Source organism: Curtobacterium sp. PhB130 (assembly GCF_003755165.1).
Classification (GTDB): domain Bacteria; phylum Actinomycetota; class Actinomycetes; order Actinomycetales; family Microbacteriaceae; genus Curtobacterium.
This window is the reverse complement of record NZ_RKII01000006.1, coordinates 594,530-610,209: the sequence shown is the minus strand read 5'-3', so window position 1 is coordinate 610,209 and position 15,680 is coordinate 594,530. Positions and strand designations below refer to the sequence as shown.

Below are 15,680 nucleotides of genomic sequence, written 5' to 3'. Positions count from 1 at the left end.
GGACGTGTCCGCGCTGCTGCTGGTGCGCGACCGACGCGTCCTGATGGTGCGAGCGCGGCAGCGCGACGTGCTCTACCTGCCCGGCGGCAAGACGGAACCCGGCGAGACCGCGGTGGATGCGGTGGTGCGCGAGGCGTTCGAGGAGACCGGCCTGCGGCTCACACCCGACGACGTCGACGAGTTCGCCGTCGTGACGGAGCCCGCACACGGCCAGGCTCCGGGGACCGTCGTCGCCATGACGCTCTTCCTCGCCCGGCCCGGCGGCGCACTCGACGCAGCGGTCCCGGTCGCCTCGGCCGAGGTCGACGAGGTCGAGTGGGTCACCGCGGCGGATGCCGATCGCTGCCCGCCCGCGGGCGTGGAGACGCTCCGCCTGCTGGTGCAGGCGGAGCTCATCGACTAGCGACGGCGCTGGCCGTTCCCGCTGTCGCGGGCCGTTCCCGGTGTCGTCAGCCGTTCTCGGTGTCGTCGGTGCCGGAGCCCGAGTCGACGTAGTGGCCGACCTCGCCGGAGGGACGCGGTTCGTTCTCGCCCGGGATGTCCGACTCGACGTACTCGCCGTCGGTGTCCGTCTCGGTGGGGACGTCCTCACCCGGGATGTCGCTCTGGACGAACTCGCCGACCGGCTCGTCCGTGTGCGGGCTGTCCTCGCCGGGGATGTCGCTGTCGACGAACGCCCCGGCTGCCGGCTCGACGCCGTCCGCCCGGTCCGCGTCGCCTCGGATCTGCTCGTGCTTGCCTGCCATGTCCGTCCTCCGGGTCCTGGAACGGCACCGATGCCGTTGTGCGCGAGTGTGCTCGTGGTCCCTGAGTGGCGCCCGAACCAGTTCGCACATGGAAGTGGTTGCCTGTCGGCATGCACCGCAGCAGTCGACCGATGATCGTGTCCGCAGGCGTCGCACTCCTGGTGGCGGGGGCCCTGGCCGGGTGTTCCTCCGGCGGCGACGCCACACCGACCGCCACCGCGACGCGGACCGTGACCGCATCACCCTCCACGACCCCGGCGGCCGACGCTCCCAGCGCGTCCGCGACGGCACCCGCCACCTCCGGGTCCGCCTCCGGTTCCGGTTCCGGTTCCGGTTCCGCGACACCGACGCGGTGCGCCGCGGCGGATCTCGCCGGCTCGCTCGAAGCGGGCAGCGGCGGCGCGGCCGGCAGCACGTACGTGCACCTCGCGCTGCGGAACACCGGATCCGCGACCTGCACGTTGCAGGGGTGGCCCGGCGTCTCCTTCGTCGGTGGTGGAACCGGCACGCAGATCGGCGCAGCGGCCACGGAGGACCAGAGCGGCCCGCACCCCACGGTGACGCTTGCCGCCGGCCAGACCGCGGTCGCGCAGCTGCGGATCGTCAGTGCAGCCGCCTTCGACACCGCGACGTGTCAGCCGCAGACGCCCGACGGGTTCCGTGTCTACCCGCCCGGGTCGAAGCAGTCGCTCTTCGTGGAGGACGCCGGCAGCACCGCGTGCAAGAACCCCGACGCAGCGCTGCTGTCCGTCCAGGCGCTCGTCCCCGAGGGCCAGGCGACCTCCTGACAGCGGGACGCCCGGGTGCCATGATGGCGAGGTGACCTCGTCGTCGTCGACCGGATTCCGCAGGCAGCAGTTCACCGATCACGACGGCACCGACTACGCGGCGATCTTCACGTCCGAGTACGGCGGGTCGGACTTCGCCTCCGAGACCGCTGCCGCGCCCGAGGCCCGGTACGAGTACACGGTCGTCGGCGACGACGACCTCTCGCTGCGCACGATGCGCGCGACCGGTGGCCGACGCGGCGGGGTGATCGGCCCGCGCGGCGACCACGTCGTGTTCTGGCTCGCCCAGGGGCACCTCGAGATGCACTTCGCCGACCGGAGCCGGGTGGTCCTGCCGGGAGCGCCGTACATCGCGTCCGCGTCCGAGGCCTACCGGTTCGAGTCCGAGGAGACCGTCTACAACGGGGTGCACGTCGCCGACCGCTTCCTCCGGAGGGTCGGGCGCGAGCTCGGGTTCCGGCAACCGGACGGTCCGCTGCTGTTCGCGCAGCAGGACGAAGTGATCGCCCGCCGGGAGCCGCTCCGCCGACTGATCCGGGAGCTCAGCCCCGCCCTTCTCGACGACCGCGTGCAGGGCGCGATGCGGACCGCGCTGAACCGGCGGCTGGCCGTGGTGGTCCTCGACACCTTCCCGCTCCGCGACCTCGGGGACGACGTCCCGGTCGCGAACCGGCTGCGGGACGCGATCCGGTTCATCGAGGAGCACGCGCGCGAGCGTCCCCCGGTGCGCGCGATCGCGGACGCCGCGGGCCTCGGCGAGCGCGGGCTGCAGGAGGTCTTCGTCCGGACGCTCGGCACCACCCCGAGCCGGTTCCTCCGCGACCACCGACTCGACGAGGTCCGTCGGGAACTCCTGCGGGGCCGGACGGAGGACGCCGCGGGCGACGTCGCCCGGGCGTGGGGGTTCACGAACGCCGGCCGGTTCACCGCGACCTACCGCGAGCGGTTCGACGAGAGCCCGGGGACGACACTGCGTGCCGCACAGTCGGCGACGGGGGTCGTCCAGCGCGCGACGGCGTTCATCGAGTCGCACGCCGCCGAGCCGCTGACCGTCGAGCAGATCGCCGCTGCGGCCGGCGTCCGTCCGCGTCGCCTGCAGCAGGTCTTCCGCGACGAGTGCGGCACCACGCCGATGGCCCGTGTCCGCGCGGTCCGGGTCGGCACGGAACGCACTCCGACGGCCGGAAACGGCGTCAGCTGTCCGCACTTCGGGGGACAGAACCGTCCCCGAACCGGCCTTGTCTGGCAGCTCCCTGGGACGTGGTGCCGACGTGTGACTTCTGTCGACCCCAGCCCGTCTCATCCGTGAACAGCAACCGCTGGGAACACCCGGCGGGCATCTCGGAAGGAGCCACCATGGCCGACACCACGTCCACCCCCAGCACCGCAGCGGCGACCACGTCCCGCGCGACGATCGCTTCCTCGGCGTCCAGCAGCGCCACCACCACCGGCAAGACCGTCATCGACGACACCGTCGTCTCGAAGGTCGCCGGCATCGCCGCCCGCGAGGTCAACGGCGTGCACTCCCTCGGCGGCGGCGCAGCCCGTGCCATCGGCGCTCTCCGTGACGCCATCGGCCAGCGCGACCTCGCCCAGGGCGTCAAGGTCGAGGTCGGCGAGACGCAGATCGCCGCCGACATCGTCATCGTCGCCGAGTACCCGGTCCCGCTCCAGCAGGTCGCCGACAGCGTCCGCGCCTCGGTGAGCCGCGCGCTCGAGCAGATCGTCGGCATGGACGTCACCGAGGTCAACGTGACCGTCCAGGACGTCTTCATCCCGGGCGACGACGACGATGACGACAAGAAGGAGTCGCGAGTCGCATGAGCACCACCCTCTCCGGCGCCCTGATCGGCGCCGTCCTCGCAGTCGTCGCACTCCAGTTCGGCTTCTGGGGCTTCGTCCTCGTCGTCGTGTTCGCCGCGGTCGGTGCCCTCGTGGCAGCGCTCGTGTCCGGCCGCATCGACCGCGGAGCCCTGACCGACGTGCTGACCGGGCGCCGGAGCTCCCGGTGAGCGGCGGCCCGGACGTCCCGGGCCGCGTCGAGATCTCGGCGCGGGCCCTGACCTCCTGCGCCCGCGCCGTCGCCGCCGAGCACCTCGGAGCACCCGTCAAGCAGGTCCGCGTCGCCCTCGGCGACCACCGGGGCTCCCTCGCGCTCGACATCACCGGCCCGATCGCCGCGGCCGACGACCTCGTCGGCCGCGCGACCGCCACCGCCGCCGAGGTCCGCGACCGCGTCAGCGAACTGACCGGCCGTCGGGTCGGCAGCGCCCACATCGAACTGACCGGGATCGTGCGGGAACGCACGAACCGGGTCCGGTAGGAGACGTCATGAGCAGCAACACCGTCGGCGGCAACGCCGTCGAGCGACGCATCCGGCGACGGAGCGTGCACCGCTCGCGATCGACCGCCGTGTCCGTCGCGCTCGTCGTGCTCGCCCTGGTGGCTGCCTGGATCGGCACCGAGTCGGTCCTGCGTGCCGTCGGCGCGGCCCCGCTCCTCGCCGACCCGCAGACCGCCGTCGACGCGGCACTCCGCCCGGACGCGGCGTTCGTCACGATCGTCGAGGTGATCGCAGTCGTCCTCGTCGTCCTCGGCGTGGTGCTCGTCGTCCTGGCCGTGAAGCCCGGCCGGCAGCACCGGTCACCGGTGCCGCACGACCGCGGTGCCGTCGTGATCGACACCCGCATCATCGCCGCGACGGCCGCCAACGCCGCGGGCTCCGTGGCCGGCGTGCCCGAGGGCAACGCCACCGCCAGCTCCCGCGGCAACCGCACCGACGTCCGGGTGGTCCCGGTCTCCGGCATGCCCGTCGACGAGAGCGCCGTCCGCGCCGCCGTCGAGGAGCGGCTCAACCGGCTCGACGAGCGCTTCGGCCGTCGGGTGCGCGTCCGTGTCGCAGAACAGGGGACGCTGTCATGACCAGGAGCAACCGCACGCTCAACCGCATCATCCTGTTCGTGCTCGGGATCGTCGCCGTCCTGGTCGGTCTGACCATCGGTGCCGGCGTCCTCCCGGCCGTCCGTGACGCCGTCCGCCCGTACCTCGAGCTGCCCCGCAGCCTCGACGTCCCCGCGACCTCCCTCTGGATCGTCGCCGTCGCCTGCGCCGTCGTCATCGTGCTGGCGCTCGTCTGGGTCTTCACCCGCGGCGGTGGCGGCACGTCCGTCGCCGTCCGGGAACGCTCCGGCGACGACGCCGTCACCATCAACGTCGCGCTCGTCCGGGACGTCGTGGACCACGAGCTCAGCGACGTCCGTGACGTCGTCGGCGCCAAGGTCGACGTGTTCCAGGTCCGTCGGCAGCGTGCCGCCCGGATCCGGGTCGCCGTCCGGCGCGGTGGCGACGCCGTCGCCGTGCTCGACGCCGTCGACCGCGCACTGGCGGTCCTCGACCGCACGCTCGGACGCCCCGTCCCCGTGCTCGTGCACCTGACCGGGGGGACCCGTTCGGTGCTCGCGAAGGCGAGTCGCGTCCACTGAGGCCGACCGCCGGACGCACGACGGGCCTCCCGGCCGTCACCACCACCCACACCACCGCAACGGGCGCCTGCCCACCGAAGAAAGGAACCCTCATGGGTCTCGACGACAAGATCAAGAACGCCGCACAGGACATCGCCGGCAAGGCGAAGGAAGCCCTCGGCAACGCCACCAACGACGACTCCAAGGTCGCTGAGGGCAAGAAGGACCAGGCCTCGGCGAGCGTGAAGCAGACCGGCGAGGACGTCAAGGACGTCTTCAAGAACTAGCGCGACCGCAGTGACGACGACGGGGCAGCCGCATCCGGGTGCCCCGTAGTCGCCTGTCCGGACCGAGGAGGAGACCATGCACGACGAGACACACGCACGCACGTCGGTCACCGAGGTGACGCTGCCGGCGTCCCTGACCGCACCGCTGCCCGAGGACGCGAGCCCGCTCGACGTCGCGGCCCGCACCGCGGCGACGACCGCGCTCGGCGTCGACGGGGTGCACCACCTCGGCGGGGTCGTCGAACGGGCAGCCGACCAGTTGCGGTCCCGCCTCGGCCGTTCCGCGACCACCGTCGGCGTGCAGGTCGACGACACCGACGGGATCCTCGAGGTCCGGGTGTCGCTCGTCGTCACCTACCCGGAGCGCGTCAGCGCCGTCGCGGACGAGGTCCGCGCGCAGGTCGCCCACGCGGTCGGCCAGCTCGCCGCACTGCCGGTCCGCGTCGACGTGCGCGTCACCGACGTGCACGGGCCGTTCGACGACGCGTCGCCGGCTCCCGCGACCGCAGACGCCGCGATCGCCGGTTCCGCGACCGACGCGACCGCAGACGCCGCGACCGAGTCGGCGTCGTGACCGTCTGGTCGGGGCGCCGCGGCCGTCGGTTCGCCCGTGAGCGCCCACCCCGAGCACGCGGTGTCTGGGTCGCGACGGTCGTCGGCGTGCTCGTCGTCGTCCTCGTCTTCGTGGGCGTGTTCCTGCCGCTCGTCGGCTTCCTCGCCGGCGTGACGGCCACCACCGCCGGACTCGTGCCGTTCCCGGTCGTCCGCGTCACGCTCGTGACCGTCCTCGGCGGGATCGTGGTGCTCGCGTTGCTGATCCTCGCCGTGACCCGGCGACGTACGGTGGCGTCGTGGGTGCCGGTCGTCCTCGCGGTCGTCGTCACCCTCGTGGTCACGGCCTACCCGCTCGTCACCGTCGCGATCGGGTCGGCAGACCGGGCCGGGGACGTCGGGCCCATCATCACCGACCTCGTACGACGGATCACCGGCTGACCGGCCGCGATCCGACACCGAAAGGAACACCATGCGCAACCGCATCATCGTCATCGGAGCAATCGTGCTCGTCGCGTTCTGGTTCGGGTCCCGGGCCAACCGTCCCGTGATCAAGCAGTCGAAGGGCGAGACCGCCCGGAAGATGTGGAACGACCCGCACGCCCGCAAGTCGCGGAAGAAGCTCGGCAAGAAGATCGCGAAGGCCGCGAAGAAGCACCGCTGAGGCGGCTGGGCGATGGCCGGCGGCTCGCTGCCGCCCTCGGCCCGACTCGGAACGACAGGGTCGCTGTCGTACGACGACGACTTCGTCGTCAGCCAGCGTCTGCAACCGTTGCGCACGCGTGCTTGCGACACCGTTGTCGACGTACGACAACGGTGTCGTCGCACGTTGCGCACGCATGCACGGCCGGGAGGCTCGCCCCGCCGCACGACGTCAGCTCCGGCGAGTGCACGGCCGGGTCCAGGGCCGCGCGACCAACGGGGTCAGCGGGTCACGACGACGTGCACCGCGTCGAGGACCTCGGTGCCCATCGTCCGCATCGCCTCGACGACCGCGAGCCGTCGGTCGAGCGTGTCGTCGTCGAACGTCACCGTCACGGCGTAGCTCACCGACGAGCCCGGACCACGCAGCACGCCCGCCTCGGCACGGACACCCGGACCCGAACCGGTCACCGCGACCGACTGCAACCCGTGGTCGAGCGCCCGGTGTGCGAACGGATCGAGCCCGAACGACCCGGCCACCAGGGTCAGGTCGCCGGCGAGCGAGAGCCATCCGAGCACGCGGTTCGACACGCCCTCGTCGACGACCTCGCCGAGGGCCAGACCCCGCATCACCCAGCTGAGCTCGCCGGTGGCCGCGACCGCGACGTCCGGGGCGTCGTCGGGCCCCCGGCGGTCCCGGACCCGGTCGATGAACGCCGACCGCTCGACCCCGAGCGACTCGGCCCGTTCCCGGACCGCGTCGATGCCGACGGTCGAGAGGAGGGCGTTCGTCGCCCACGCGTCCGCGGTCGCGCCGACCAGGGTGGCCAGGTCGGACACCTGCATCGTCGGCTCCTGCAGGAACTGCCAGAGGCCGGGGCCGGTCGCGGTGTCCCGCGCCATCCGCTGGAGCCGGTCGCCGTGGAGCCGGCCGTCCTCGAGCCGGGCGGCGACCTCGATGAGCAGCAGCACCCGACCGAGTCCGGCGACGGGCTGCACGAGCCGGTCGTCGATCGCCAGCAGCGCCTTGCCACTGGAGGTGTCGATGACCGAGGCGCTCACGCCCGCGCCGTCGAACGCGAGCGCGCCGAGCGCCTCGACCGTCGCCTGGAAGCGGTCCTCGCCGCCACCGCGGTGACGACCCCGCGCACGGTTGCCCGCCGCGGCACGACCGTCGTGGCGTCGCCGCCGCGAGGACGGTGCCGCGTCGGGCTCCACCATCACCAGATCGAGACGCGCTCGGTGGGGTCGAGGTACATCGCGTCCTGCTCGGTCACGCCGAAGGTGTCGTAGAACACGTCGATGTTCTTGACGACCTGGTTGCAGCGGAACTCGGTGGGCGAGTGCGGGTCGATCTGCAGCAGTCGTGCCGCTTCCTCCGGCCGGATCGCCATCCGCCAGGCCTGCGCCCAGCTGAGGAAGAACCGCTCGGCACCGGTCAGGCCGTCGATCACCGGGGGCTCCTGGCCGTCGAGCGAGAGCAGGTACGCCTTCCACGCGATGGACAGGCCACCGAGGTCGCCGATGTTCTCGCCGATCGTCAGGGCACCGTTGACGTGGCCGTCCGGGACCTCGGTCGGGACGAGCGCGTCGTACTGCGCGATGAGGGCCTTCGTGCGCTCCTCGAACGCCAGGCGGTCGGCTTCGGTCCACCAGTTCTCGAGGCGGCCGTCACCGTCGTACTGCGAGCCCTGGTCGTCGAAGCCGTGGCCGATCTCGTGGCCGATGACGGCACCGATCGCGCCGTAGTTCGCGGCGGCGTCGCGGGCGGCGTCGAAGAACGGGAACTGCAGGATGGCGGCCGGGAACACGATCTCGTTGAAGCCCGGGTTGTAGTAGGCGTTGATCGTCTGCGGGGTCATGAACCACTCGTCGCGGTCGATCGGCTTCCCGATCTTGCCGAGCTCGCGGTCGACCTGGAAGGCCGCGACGGCGCGCACGTTGCCGAGCAGGTCGTCGGCGGCGACCGGCAGCGCGGAGTAGTCGCGCCACTTGACCGGGTACCCGATCTTCGGCGTGAACTTGTCGAGCTTGTCGAGCGCGCGGGCCCGGGTCTCGTCGGTCATCCAGTCGAGCGCGGTGATGCTCTGCCGGTACGCCTCGACGAGGTTCGCGACGAGGTCGTCCATCGTCACCTTCGAGGTCTCGTCGAAGTGCTCCTGGACGTAGATCCGTCCGACTGCTTCGCCCATGGCGCCCTCGACCAGGGAGACGCCGCGCTTCCAGCGCTCGCGCTGCTTGGGCGCCCCGGTGAGTGCGGTGCCGTAGAACGAGAAGCTCGTCGCCGAGAACGCGCTCGTCAGGTACGGCGCCGACCCGCGGATGACCTGCCAGGCGAGCCAGTCCTTCCAGGTGCTGACGTTCTCGTCGCGGAGGAGCTCGGCCAGACCGGTGAGGAACGAGGGCTCGCGCACCACGACGGTCTCGAACGCGCCGACCGGGGCACCGATCGACTCCCACCACAGCTGCAGGTCGATCCCGGGCGCCAGCGCGGCGACCTCGGCCCACGGCAGCTTGTTGTACGTCTTCTGGCTGTCGCGCGTGGCGACGTTGTCCCAGTGCTTGCCGGCGAGCTCGGTCTCGAGCCGGATGACGTGCTCGGTGCGGTCCGCGCTCTCGTCGTAGCCGGCGAGGGGGAACATCGCGCCGACGAACTCGCGGTACTTGTCGCGGATGTCGGCGAAGCGCTCTTCGCGGTAGTAGGACTCGTCGGGCAGCCCGAGCCCGGACTGCTCGAGGAACACCACGTAGGACTCCGGGTCGCCCGGGTCGTTGTCGACGAAGAGCTGGATGAAGCTCGGCAGGCCGAGGCGCTCGAACCGACCGACCATCCGGACGACCTCGTCCTTGGTCTCGATCGCGGCGATCTCGGCGAGGAGCGGCTCGATCGGCGCGGTGCCGAGCGACTCGAGCGCGGTCTCGTCGGTGAACGAGGAGAACAGGTCGCCGACCTTGCGCTCCTCGGTGCCGGGAGCGGCCTGCTGCGAGCGCTCGATGATGTCCCGGACGGCGACCTCTGCCGCTTCCGCGAGGACCGTGAAGGACCCGTAGCGCGCCTTGTCGTCGGGGATCGGCGTCGCCTGGATCCACTGCCCGTTCACGTGCCGGTAGAGGTCGTCCTTCGGCTGCACCGTGGCATCGAGTTCGTCGGTCTGGATTCCGGTGGTGCCTGCGACGTCGGTCATGCGCTCCACGATAGTCACCGACCCCCTGGCGTCCACCCCGGGACCCGGACCGGCGCCGTCACGGGGGTGCGGGTGCCGGTACGGTCGTCGCATGGGACTCCCGTGGAAGCTGCACGGAGACGGCGCGACCGTCTCGGCGACGACGATCGTGGCACCGGACGAACGCCTCACCTGGGGCCGCACGATCGGGCTCGGCGTCCAGCACGTCGTCGCGATGTTCGGCGCGACGTTCCTCGTCCCGCTGCTCACCGGCTTCCCGCCGTCCACGACCCTGCTCTTCAGCGGCATCGGGACGATCCTGTTCCTGCTCATCACCGGGAACCGCCTGCCGAGCTACCTCGGGTCCTCCTTCGCCTTCATCGCCCCCATCGGTGCCGCGACGAAGATCGGCGGCATCCCCCTCGCGCTCTCCGGCATCATCGTCGTCGGTGCGCTCCTCGCCGTGATCGGCCTGGTCGTGCACCTCGCCGGCGCCGGCTGGATCGACCGGCTGATGCCGCCGATCGTCTCCGGCGCGATCGTCGCGTTGATCGGGTTCAACCTCGCCCCCGCGGCGCGCGACAACTTCACGAAGGCCCCCGTCGTCGCGTTGATCACCCTGCTCGCGATCATCCTCGTGACGGTGCTCTTCAAGGGACTGATCGGGCGGCTCTCCATCGTCATCGGCGTGGTCATCGGGTACGTCGCGGCGCTCATCGGCGGGCAGGTGGACTTCTCCGCCGTCGGCGCTGCCGCCTGGGTCGGGCTGCCGGAGTTCACCGCGCCGGCCTTCGACCCGTCGCAGCTCGCGATCTACCTGGCGTTCGTGCCGGTCGTCCTCGCGCTCATCGCCGAGAACGTCGGCCACGTGAAGGGCGTCGGACAGCTCACCGGCCGTGACCTCACGCCGCTGACCGGTCGGGCGCTCTTCGCCGACGGCATCTCCACCGTGCTGGCTGGTGTCGGCGGCGGCTCCGCGACGACGACCTACGGCGAGAACATCGGCGTGATGGCAGCGACCCGGGTGTTCTCCACCGCCGCGTACTGGGTGGCCGCGATCGTCGCCGTCCTGCTCGGGCTCTCCCCGAAGATCGGTGCGGTCATCTCCTCCGTGCCCGCCGGCGTCCTCGGCGGTGCGACCACCGCCCTGTACGGCCTGATCGGCGTCATCGGCATCCGGATCTGGGTGGAGAACCGCGTCGACTTCTCCAAGCCGAAGAACCAGCTGACGGCGGGCATCGCGCTCATCATCGGCATCGCGGACTTCACGTTCTCGTTCGGCCAGGCGAGCTTCGGCGGCATCATCGTCGGGACCGTCGCGGCGATCGTCGTCTACCACCTGATGGACCTCATCGGTCGGGCGCGCGGCACCGACCCGGCCACGCCCGAAGTGTCGGAGTCCGCACACGCCGCCACCGGCGGCGTCCCTGCGGAACCGCGCGCCGACCGCGGCTGACGCCACCAGGCGACGGACGGGAGGCCCGGGTCGGGCCCGACCCGGGCCTCCCGTCCGGCATGATGTCGTGATGGCCTCGTCCCGCCGCGCCGTCGACCGCGACATCGTCCGGCTGGCACTGCCGGCGCTCGGCGCCCTCGTCGTCGAACCGCTGTTCCTGATGACGGACACGGCGCTGGTCGGGCACCTCGGCGCGACGTCGCTCGCGGCGGTCGGGCTCGCCGCCGCCGTGCTGCAGACCGTGACGGGGCTGCTCGTGTTCCTGGCCTACTCGACGACCCCGGCCGTCGCACGGGCGCTGGGCGGCGGCGACCGGCGCGGCGCGGTGCACGCCGGCATCGACGGGATGTGGCTGGCCCTGGGACTCGGGGTCGTGCTCGCGCTGATCGGCTGGCCGCTCGCCGGGCCGCTCGTGTCGCTCTTCGGCGCAGCCGCCCCGGTGTCGAGTGCCGCGACCGCCTACCTGCTCGTCTCGCTCATCGGCCTGCCCGGGATCCTCGTCGTGACGGCGTCCACCGGCCTCCTCCGTGGACTGCAGGACACGAGGACGCCGCTCGTCGTCGCCACGGTCGGCTTCGTCGCGAACGGACTGCTCAACGCACTCCTGATCTACGGCCTCGGGTGGGGCGTCGAGGGCTCCGCCGCGGGCACCGTCATCGTGCAGTGGGCGATGGCCGCCGTGTACGTCGTCATCGCGGTGCGGGCTGCGCGGACCGTGGGCGCTCCGCTCCGGCCGGGCGCATCGGGCGTGGTCCGTGCGCTGCGGTCGGGGGCGTGGCTGTTCCTCCGGACGGCGTCGCTCCGCGTGGCGATGCTCGCCACGATCGCGGTCGCAGCGGGGCTCGGCACGACCGGGCTCGCGACCACCCAGGTCGGGCTGACGGTGTTCGGCACGCTCGCCTTCGCCCTGGACGCGCTCGCGATCGCGGGGCAGGCGCTCGTCGGGCACGCCCTCGGGGCCGGGGACGCCGACCGGGTGCGGCTCGTCACGACGCGGCTCGTGGTGCTCGGCATCGCGGGCGGGGTGATGCTCGGGGCGCTGACGCTGGCAGTCAGCGGCGTGCTCGGCCCGGTGTTCGGAGGCTCCGCGGCGGTGCGGTCGTCGCTGCCGGTCGTGCTCGTGCTCATCGCGGCGGGGATGCCGATCGCCGGGTACGTGTTCGTGCTCGACGGGGTGCTCATCGGGGCGGGCGACGCCCGGTACCTGGCGATCGCCGGCGGGGTGAACCTCGTCGTGTACCTGCCGCTGCTCTGGGCGTTCGGGGACGGGCTCGCGGCGCTCTGGGCGGTGTTCTCGTTCGGGTACATCGGGGTGCGCGCGGTGACGCTCGGCGTGCGGGCGCACCGGCCGGGGTGGATCGCGGTGGCGATGGCGCGCTGAGCGTCGGGTGGGCTGCGCGGCGCGGGCGCACGGTGCGCGGGTGCCGCGGCGGCGCGGGCAGCGCGGCGGCGGCGCTACGCGCGCGGCGGCGCCGTCGTGTCGCCGATGCGGAGCTCGGAGCGGAAGGACGCCGGCGTGGGTGCGGCACCCTCGAGCATGGCGAGCGCAGCACGTGCCGCCGCCTGGCCCTTCTGCACGAACGGCTGCACGAGCGTGGTCAGCTGCCGGATCGGGGAGCGGTGGAACAAGCTGTCGTCGACCTGGATGCCGTCGAAGCCGACGACGCTGACGTCCTCCGGCACGCGGAGCCCGGCCTCGAGCGCGGCGGAGATCACCCCGACCGCGAGCAGGTCGCTCTGCGCCACGACCGCGGTGGGACGGCTGCCCCCCGGTCCGAACAACGCGGCACCGGCAGCGCGGCCTTCCTCCACCGAGCTGCCCCCGGCCTCGATCGCGACGGCGTCCGGGAAGACGCCGCGCACCCCGCGGAGCCGCTCCATCGTCGTGAACGCCGTGCCCGCGGCGAACCGCTCGGCGGAGATCGGCCCGCGCTGCCGCTTGGCGTCGACCGGCAGGGTGACGACCGTGACGGACTCGTGCCCGAGGTCGCGGAGGAACGCCGAGGCGCGTCGCGAGCCCTCGCGGTTGTCGAGCTGGATGGGGACGGCGCCCTCGATGTCGTCGGCCTCGATCGCGACGACCGGGATCCCGCGACGCCGGAGCACGGCGACGGCCGGGTCGACCCGCACGTTGCAGCCGACGAGCACCACCGCGTCCATCGGCGCGTCCACGAGGGGTCCGGCACCCCGTTCGTCGTCGAGCGGGCTGCGGACGAGGAGCAGGGAGGCCCCCGCTTCCCCCGCGACCTCGGCGATGCCGTCGAGCGTCAGGACGTTGACCGGGTCACGGAAGGCGTCACTGAGTCGCTCGTCCATCACGACGCCGATCACGCCGGAGCGACCGCGGCGGAGCGACCGTGCACGCGGGTCCGGGCCGTCGTAGCCGAGCGACGCCGCCGCGGCGAGCACGCGTGCCCTGGTCTCCTCGGAGACGGGGCCGCTGCCGCTGAAGGCGAGTGACGCGGTGGATGGTGCGACCCCGGCCGCGCGCGCGACGGCGACGAGGGTCGGCCGTGCCGTCCGGGCCGAGCCCGACTCGCCGCTGTCTGTTGCCGTGTCGTCCATCGCCGGTTAGCGTATCCGAGAACCTCACTCGAATCGATTCGATCGGAAAGAACCATGACGACGGCGTCCCCCACCTGGACCGCACCGAGCACCCGCGCCTGGCGCAACGCGGTGTTCGTCGTGTTCACGCTCTCCGGGCTCGACATCGCCACCTGGCTCGGGCGCATCCCGAGCGTGCGCGACGAACTCGGCGCGAGCACCCTGGAGATGGGTCTGCTCGTCGTCGGGATGTCCGTCGGGTCCATCGCCGGTCTCACCTTCGCGGGTCACATCGTCGGCCGTCTCGGTGCCAAGCGCGGGGTGCAGATCGCCGCCGTGTGCCTCGCGCTCGGCCTCGTCATGGCCGGGATCTCCGTCAGCCTCGGCTGGGGCTTCGCCGCCATCTGGATCAGCCTCATCGCGTTCGGGTTCGGCAACGGCCTCTGCGACGTGTCGATGAACGTCACCGGGGCCACGGCCGAGCGGCTCGGCGGCCGGACGATCATGCCGCTGTTCCACGCCGCGTTCAGCGTCGGGACCCTGGCCGGCGCCGGCCTCGGCGCCCTGGCCGAGCGCTACGAGGTCCCCGTCGCCCTGCACTTCATCGTCCTCGGGATCGTCACGAGCATCGCGCTGGTCACCGTCGTCCGCTGGTTCGGCGACGAGCGGGTGTCCGACCCCGAGCCGACCGACACCAGCCCCGTCACGCTGCCGGTCTCCCGCTGGGCGATCTGGAAGCAGCCGTCGACCCTGCTCATCGGCGTGATCGTCCTCGGCATGGCCCTGGCCGAGGGCTCCGCCAACGACTGGCTCCCCCTCGCCATGATCGACGGGCACGGGCTCGCCAACGACGGCGGCTCCGCCGTGCTCACCGTGTTCCTCGCCGCGATGACCGTCGGCCGGATCGCCGGCAGCCCCCTCATCGACCGCTTCGGCCGGGTCCCGGTGCTCCGCACGAGCGCTGCGGTCGCCGTCGTCGGCCTCGGCATGCTGATCTTCGTCCCGAACGTGCCGCTCGCGATCGTCGGCGTGGTGCTCTGGGGCCTCGGCGCGAGCCTCGGCTTCCCGATGGGCATGTCCGCCGCGGCCGACGACCCCCGCACGGCCGCCGCCCGAGTCAGTGCCGTGGCCACCATCGGGTACGTCGCGTTCCTCGCCGGGCCGCCGATCATCGGGCTGGTGGGCGAGCACTTCGGGCTGCTCAACGGGCTGCTCATCGTGTTCGTGTTCATCATCGCCGCCGGGCTGGCATCGGGGGCGGCGCGCGAGCGGACGCCGGGCGCGACCGCCGGTGCGGGAGACCCGGCCCGGGGCGGGGGCGACGGACCGAGCGGGGCCGAGCCGAGCCTCCAGGCAGAGAACGCGACGAAGGCGGACGCGACGTCCGGAACGCGACCAGACGCCGGTTAGGCTTCCGGGGTGCGTCTCGTCATCGCCCGCTGCTCCGTCGACTACGCCGGTCGCCTGTCGGCCCACCTGCCCCTCGCGACTCGGCTCCTCATGCTCAAGGCCGACGGCTCGCTGCTCGTCCACTCGGACGGCGGCAGCTACAAGCCGCTGAACTGGATGAGCCCGCCGTGCTCGATCGAGATCGGCGACCCCTCCGACGAGCAGGCCGAGAACGGCATCGAGCAGGTCTGGACCGTCACGCAGAAGAAGACGCAGGACAAGCTCGTCGTCTCCATCTACGAGGTGATCGCCGACGAGAGCCACGACCTCGGCGTCGACCCGGGCCTGGTGAAGGACGGGGTCGAGGCGCACCTGCAGCAGCTCCTGTCCGAGCAGATCGAACTGCTCGGGGACGGCCACACCCTGGTCCGCCGCGAGTACATGACCGCCATCGGACCGGTCGACATCCTGGCGCGCGACGACGCGGGGGCAAGCGTCGCGGTGGAGATGAAGCGCAACGCGAACATCGACGCGGTCGAGCAGCTCACCCGGTAGCTCGAGCTGATGAACCGGGACCCGCTGCTGCGTCCGGTGCAGGGGGTGCTGGCCGCGCAGACGGTGGCACCGCAGGCGCGCACGCTGGCCGAGGAC

The 15,680-nt window shown here is 72.4% G+C and carries 19 protein-coding genes and 1 pseudogene; 16 read left to right on the top strand and 4 right to left on the bottom strand.

Features of this window, described 5'->3' with window-relative positions:
* Positions 1 to 4 precede the first annotated feature (4 nt).
* Positions 5 to 403, top strand: a complete 399-nt coding sequence (locus tag EDF24_RS03085; RefSeq protein WP_260233339.1) for an NUDIX domain-containing protein — start codon at positions 5 to 7, stop codon at positions 401 to 403.
* A gap of 46 nt (positions 404 to 449) precedes the next feature.
* Here the strand turns inward: EDF24_RS03085 and EDF24_RS03080 are convergent, their stop codons facing one another.
* Entirely contained in the window at positions 450 to 746 is a 297-nt protein-coding gene (locus tag EDF24_RS03080; protein ID WP_123701063.1) for a hypothetical protein, read from the bottom strand.
* A gap of 131 nt (positions 747 to 877) precedes the next feature.
* Here EDF24_RS03080 and EDF24_RS03075 point away from each other — a divergent pair, with 131 nt between their 5' ends.
* The 11 genes from EDF24_RS03075 to EDF24_RS03025 all read left to right on the top strand — a co-directional run bounded on the left by EDF24_RS03075 (position 878) and on the right by EDF24_RS03025 (position 6,498).
* A complete protein-coding gene (locus tag EDF24_RS03075; protein ID WP_260233338.1) occupies positions 878 to 1,534 on the top strand; it encodes a DUF4232 domain-containing protein in 657 nt (218 codons plus the stop codon).
* A 31-nt stretch (positions 1,535 to 1,565) separates the two neighbouring features.
* Positions 1,566 to 2,843, top strand: a complete 1,278-nt coding sequence (locus EDF24_RS03070) for an AraC family transcriptional regulator (RefSeq protein WP_123701061.1) — start codon at positions 1,566 to 1,568, stop codon at positions 2,841 to 2,843.
* A gap of 47 nt (positions 2,844 to 2,890) precedes the next feature.
* On the top strand, positions 2,891 to 3,358 hold the full coding sequence (locus tag EDF24_RS03065) for an Asp23/Gls24 family envelope stress response protein (protein ID WP_123655116.1): 468 nt from the start codon (positions 2,891 to 2,893) through the stop codon (positions 3,356 to 3,358).
* The gene (locus tag EDF24_RS03060) at positions 3,355 to 3,546 is read left to right on the top strand and encodes a DUF2273 domain-containing protein (protein WP_123655115.1); all 192 of its coding nucleotides are present in this window, start codon (positions 3,355 to 3,357) and stop codon (positions 3,544 to 3,546) included. Before EDF24_RS03065 ends, EDF24_RS03060 begins: the two co-directional genes overlap by 4 nt.
* Entirely contained in the window at positions 3,543 to 3,857 is a 315-nt protein-coding gene (locus EDF24_RS03055) for a hypothetical protein (RefSeq protein ID WP_123655114.1), read from the top strand. The genes EDF24_RS03060 and EDF24_RS03055 overlap by 4 nt, the downstream gene beginning before the upstream one ends.
* A gap of 8 nt (positions 3,858 to 3,865) precedes the next feature.
* Positions 3,866 to 4,456, top strand: a complete 591-nt coding sequence (locus tag EDF24_RS03050) for a DUF6286 domain-containing protein (RefSeq protein ID WP_123701060.1) — start codon at positions 3,866 to 3,868, stop codon at positions 4,454 to 4,456.
* Complete coding sequence (locus EDF24_RS03045) at positions 4,453 to 5,016, top strand: hypothetical protein (RefSeq protein ID WP_123701059.1); 564 nt, start codon at positions 4,453 to 4,455, stop codon at positions 5,014 to 5,016. Before EDF24_RS03050 ends, EDF24_RS03045 begins: the two co-directional genes overlap by 4 nt.
* Positions 5,017 to 5,108: 92 nt before the next feature.
* On the top strand, positions 5,109 to 5,282 hold the full coding sequence (locus EDF24_RS03040) for a CsbD family protein (protein WP_123655111.1): 174 nt from the start codon (positions 5,109 to 5,111) through the stop codon (positions 5,280 to 5,282).
* A 76-nt stretch (positions 5,283 to 5,358) separates the two neighbouring features.
* Positions 5,359 to 5,856 (top strand): Asp23/Gls24 family envelope stress response protein, encoded by a 498-nt coding sequence (locus tag EDF24_RS03035; RefSeq protein ID WP_123701058.1) that lies wholly within the window; start codon positions 5,359 to 5,361, stop codon positions 5,854 to 5,856.
* Positions 5,853 to 6,275 (top strand): MFS transporter permease, encoded by a 423-nt coding sequence (locus EDF24_RS03030; RefSeq protein WP_123701057.1) that lies wholly within the window; start codon positions 5,853 to 5,855, stop codon positions 6,273 to 6,275. Before EDF24_RS03035 ends, EDF24_RS03030 begins: the two co-directional genes overlap by 4 nt.
* A 31-nt stretch (positions 6,276 to 6,306) precedes the next feature.
* Positions 6,307 to 6,498, top strand: coding sequence for a hypothetical protein (locus tag EDF24_RS03025; RefSeq protein WP_123655108.1), 192 nt, complete (start codon positions 6,307 to 6,309; stop codon positions 6,496 to 6,498).
* 260 nt (positions 6,499 to 6,758) lie between these two features.
* Here EDF24_RS03025 and EDF24_RS03020 read toward each other — a convergent pair whose 3' ends face one another.
* Together EDF24_RS03020 and EDF24_RS03015 are read right to left on the bottom strand one after the other, a co-directional pair.
* Positions 6,759 to 7,697 (bottom strand): serine hydrolase, encoded by a 939-nt coding sequence (locus EDF24_RS03020; RefSeq protein ID WP_123655107.1) that lies wholly within the window; start codon positions 7,695 to 7,697, stop codon positions 6,759 to 6,761.
* Positions 7,697 to 9,661, bottom strand: a complete 1,965-nt coding sequence (locus tag EDF24_RS03015; RefSeq protein WP_123701056.1) for a M13 family metallopeptidase — start codon at positions 9,659 to 9,661, stop codon at positions 7,697 to 7,699. The genes EDF24_RS03020 and EDF24_RS03015 overlap by 1 nt, the downstream gene beginning before the upstream one ends.
* Positions 9,662 to 9,752: 91 nt before the next feature.
* Between EDF24_RS03015 and EDF24_RS03010 the strand changes: the two genes are divergently transcribed.
* A complete protein-coding gene (locus EDF24_RS03010) occupies positions 9,753 to 11,096 on the top strand; it encodes a uracil-xanthine permease family protein (RefSeq protein ID WP_123701055.1) in 1,344 nt (447 codons plus the stop codon).
* Between the two features lie 70 nt (positions 11,097 to 11,166).
* A complete protein-coding gene (locus EDF24_RS03005; protein ID WP_123701054.1) occupies positions 11,167 to 12,477 on the top strand; it encodes an MATE family efflux transporter in 1,311 nt (436 codons plus the stop codon).
* A 74-nt stretch (positions 12,478 to 12,551) separates the two neighbouring features.
* On the opposite strand, the gene EDF24_RS03000 is transcribed toward EDF24_RS03005, so the two are convergent.
* Positions 12,552 to 13,661, bottom strand: coding sequence for a substrate-binding domain-containing protein (locus EDF24_RS03000; protein WP_123701053.1), 1,110 nt, complete (start codon positions 13,659 to 13,661; stop codon positions 12,552 to 12,554).
* Between the two features lie 54 nt (positions 13,662 to 13,715).
* Between EDF24_RS03000 and EDF24_RS02995 the strand changes: the two genes are divergently transcribed.
* Positions 13,716 to 15,050 carry an MFS transporter gene (locus EDF24_RS02995; RefSeq protein WP_123701052.1) on the top strand — a complete coding sequence of 445 codons (1,335 nt, stop codon included), beginning with the start codon at positions 13,716 to 13,718 and terminating at the stop codon, positions 15,048 to 15,050.
* A 9-nt stretch (positions 15,051 to 15,059) separates the two neighbouring features.
* Positions 15,060 to 15,680 (top strand): annotated as a pseudogene (nucS, locus tag EDF24_RS02990) (endonuclease NucS); the annotation flags it as partial.

What these genes read in the sequence shown, in the direction of transcription:
- EDF24_RS02995 (WP_123701052.1), top strand. Translation starts at nt 13,716, where the DNA reads ATGACGACGGCGTCCCCCACCTGGACCGCACCGAGCACCCGCGCCTGG.
- EDF24_RS03075 (WP_260233338.1), top strand. Translation starts at nt 878, where the DNA reads ATGATCGTGTCCGCAGGCGTCGCACTCCTGGTGGCGGGGGCCCTGGCC.
- EDF24_RS03020 (WP_123655107.1), bottom strand. Translation starts at nt 7,697, where the DNA reads ATGGTGGAGCCCGACGCGGCACCGTCCTCGCGGCGGCGACGCCACGAC.
- EDF24_RS03040 (WP_123655111.1), top strand. Translation starts at nt 5,109, where the DNA reads ATGGGTCTCGACGACAAGATCAAGAACGCCGCACAGGACATCGCCGGC.
- EDF24_RS03050 (WP_123701060.1), top strand. Translation starts at nt 3,866, where the DNA reads ATGAGCAGCAACACCGTCGGCGGCAACGCCGTCGAGCGACGCATCCGG.
- EDF24_RS03060 (WP_123655115.1), top strand. Translation starts at nt 3,355, where the DNA reads ATGAGCACCACCCTCTCCGGCGCCCTGATCGGCGCCGTCCTCGCAGTC.
- EDF24_RS03045 (WP_123701059.1), top strand. Translation starts at nt 4,453, where the DNA reads ATGACCAGGAGCAACCGCACGCTCAACCGCATCATCCTGTTCGTGCTC.
- EDF24_RS03000 (WP_123701053.1), bottom strand. Translation starts at nt 13,661, where the DNA reads ATGGACGACACGGCAACAGACAGCGGCGAGTCGGGCTCGGCCCGGACG.
- EDF24_RS03080 (WP_123701063.1), bottom strand. Translation starts at nt 746, where the DNA reads ATGGCAGGCAAGCACGAGCAGATCCGAGGCGACGCGGACCGGGCGGAC.
- EDF24_RS03065 (WP_123655116.1), top strand. Translation starts at nt 2,891, where the DNA reads ATGGCCGACACCACGTCCACCCCCAGCACCGCAGCGGCGACCACGTCC.
- EDF24_RS03010 (WP_123701055.1), top strand. Translation starts at nt 9,753, where the DNA reads ATGGGACTCCCGTGGAAGCTGCACGGAGACGGCGCGACCGTCTCGGCG.
- EDF24_RS03025 (WP_123655108.1), top strand. Translation starts at nt 6,307, where the DNA reads ATGCGCAACCGCATCATCGTCATCGGAGCAATCGTGCTCGTCGCGTTC.
- EDF24_RS03005 (WP_123701054.1), top strand. Translation starts at nt 11,167, where the DNA reads ATGGCCTCGTCCCGCCGCGCCGTCGACCGCGACATCGTCCGGCTGGCA.
- EDF24_RS03035 (WP_123701058.1), top strand. Translation starts at nt 5,359, where the DNA reads ATGCACGACGAGACACACGCACGCACGTCGGTCACCGAGGTGACGCTG.
- EDF24_RS03015 (WP_123701056.1), bottom strand. Translation starts at nt 9,661, where the DNA reads ATGACCGACGTCGCAGGCACCACCGGAATCCAGACCGACGAACTCGAT.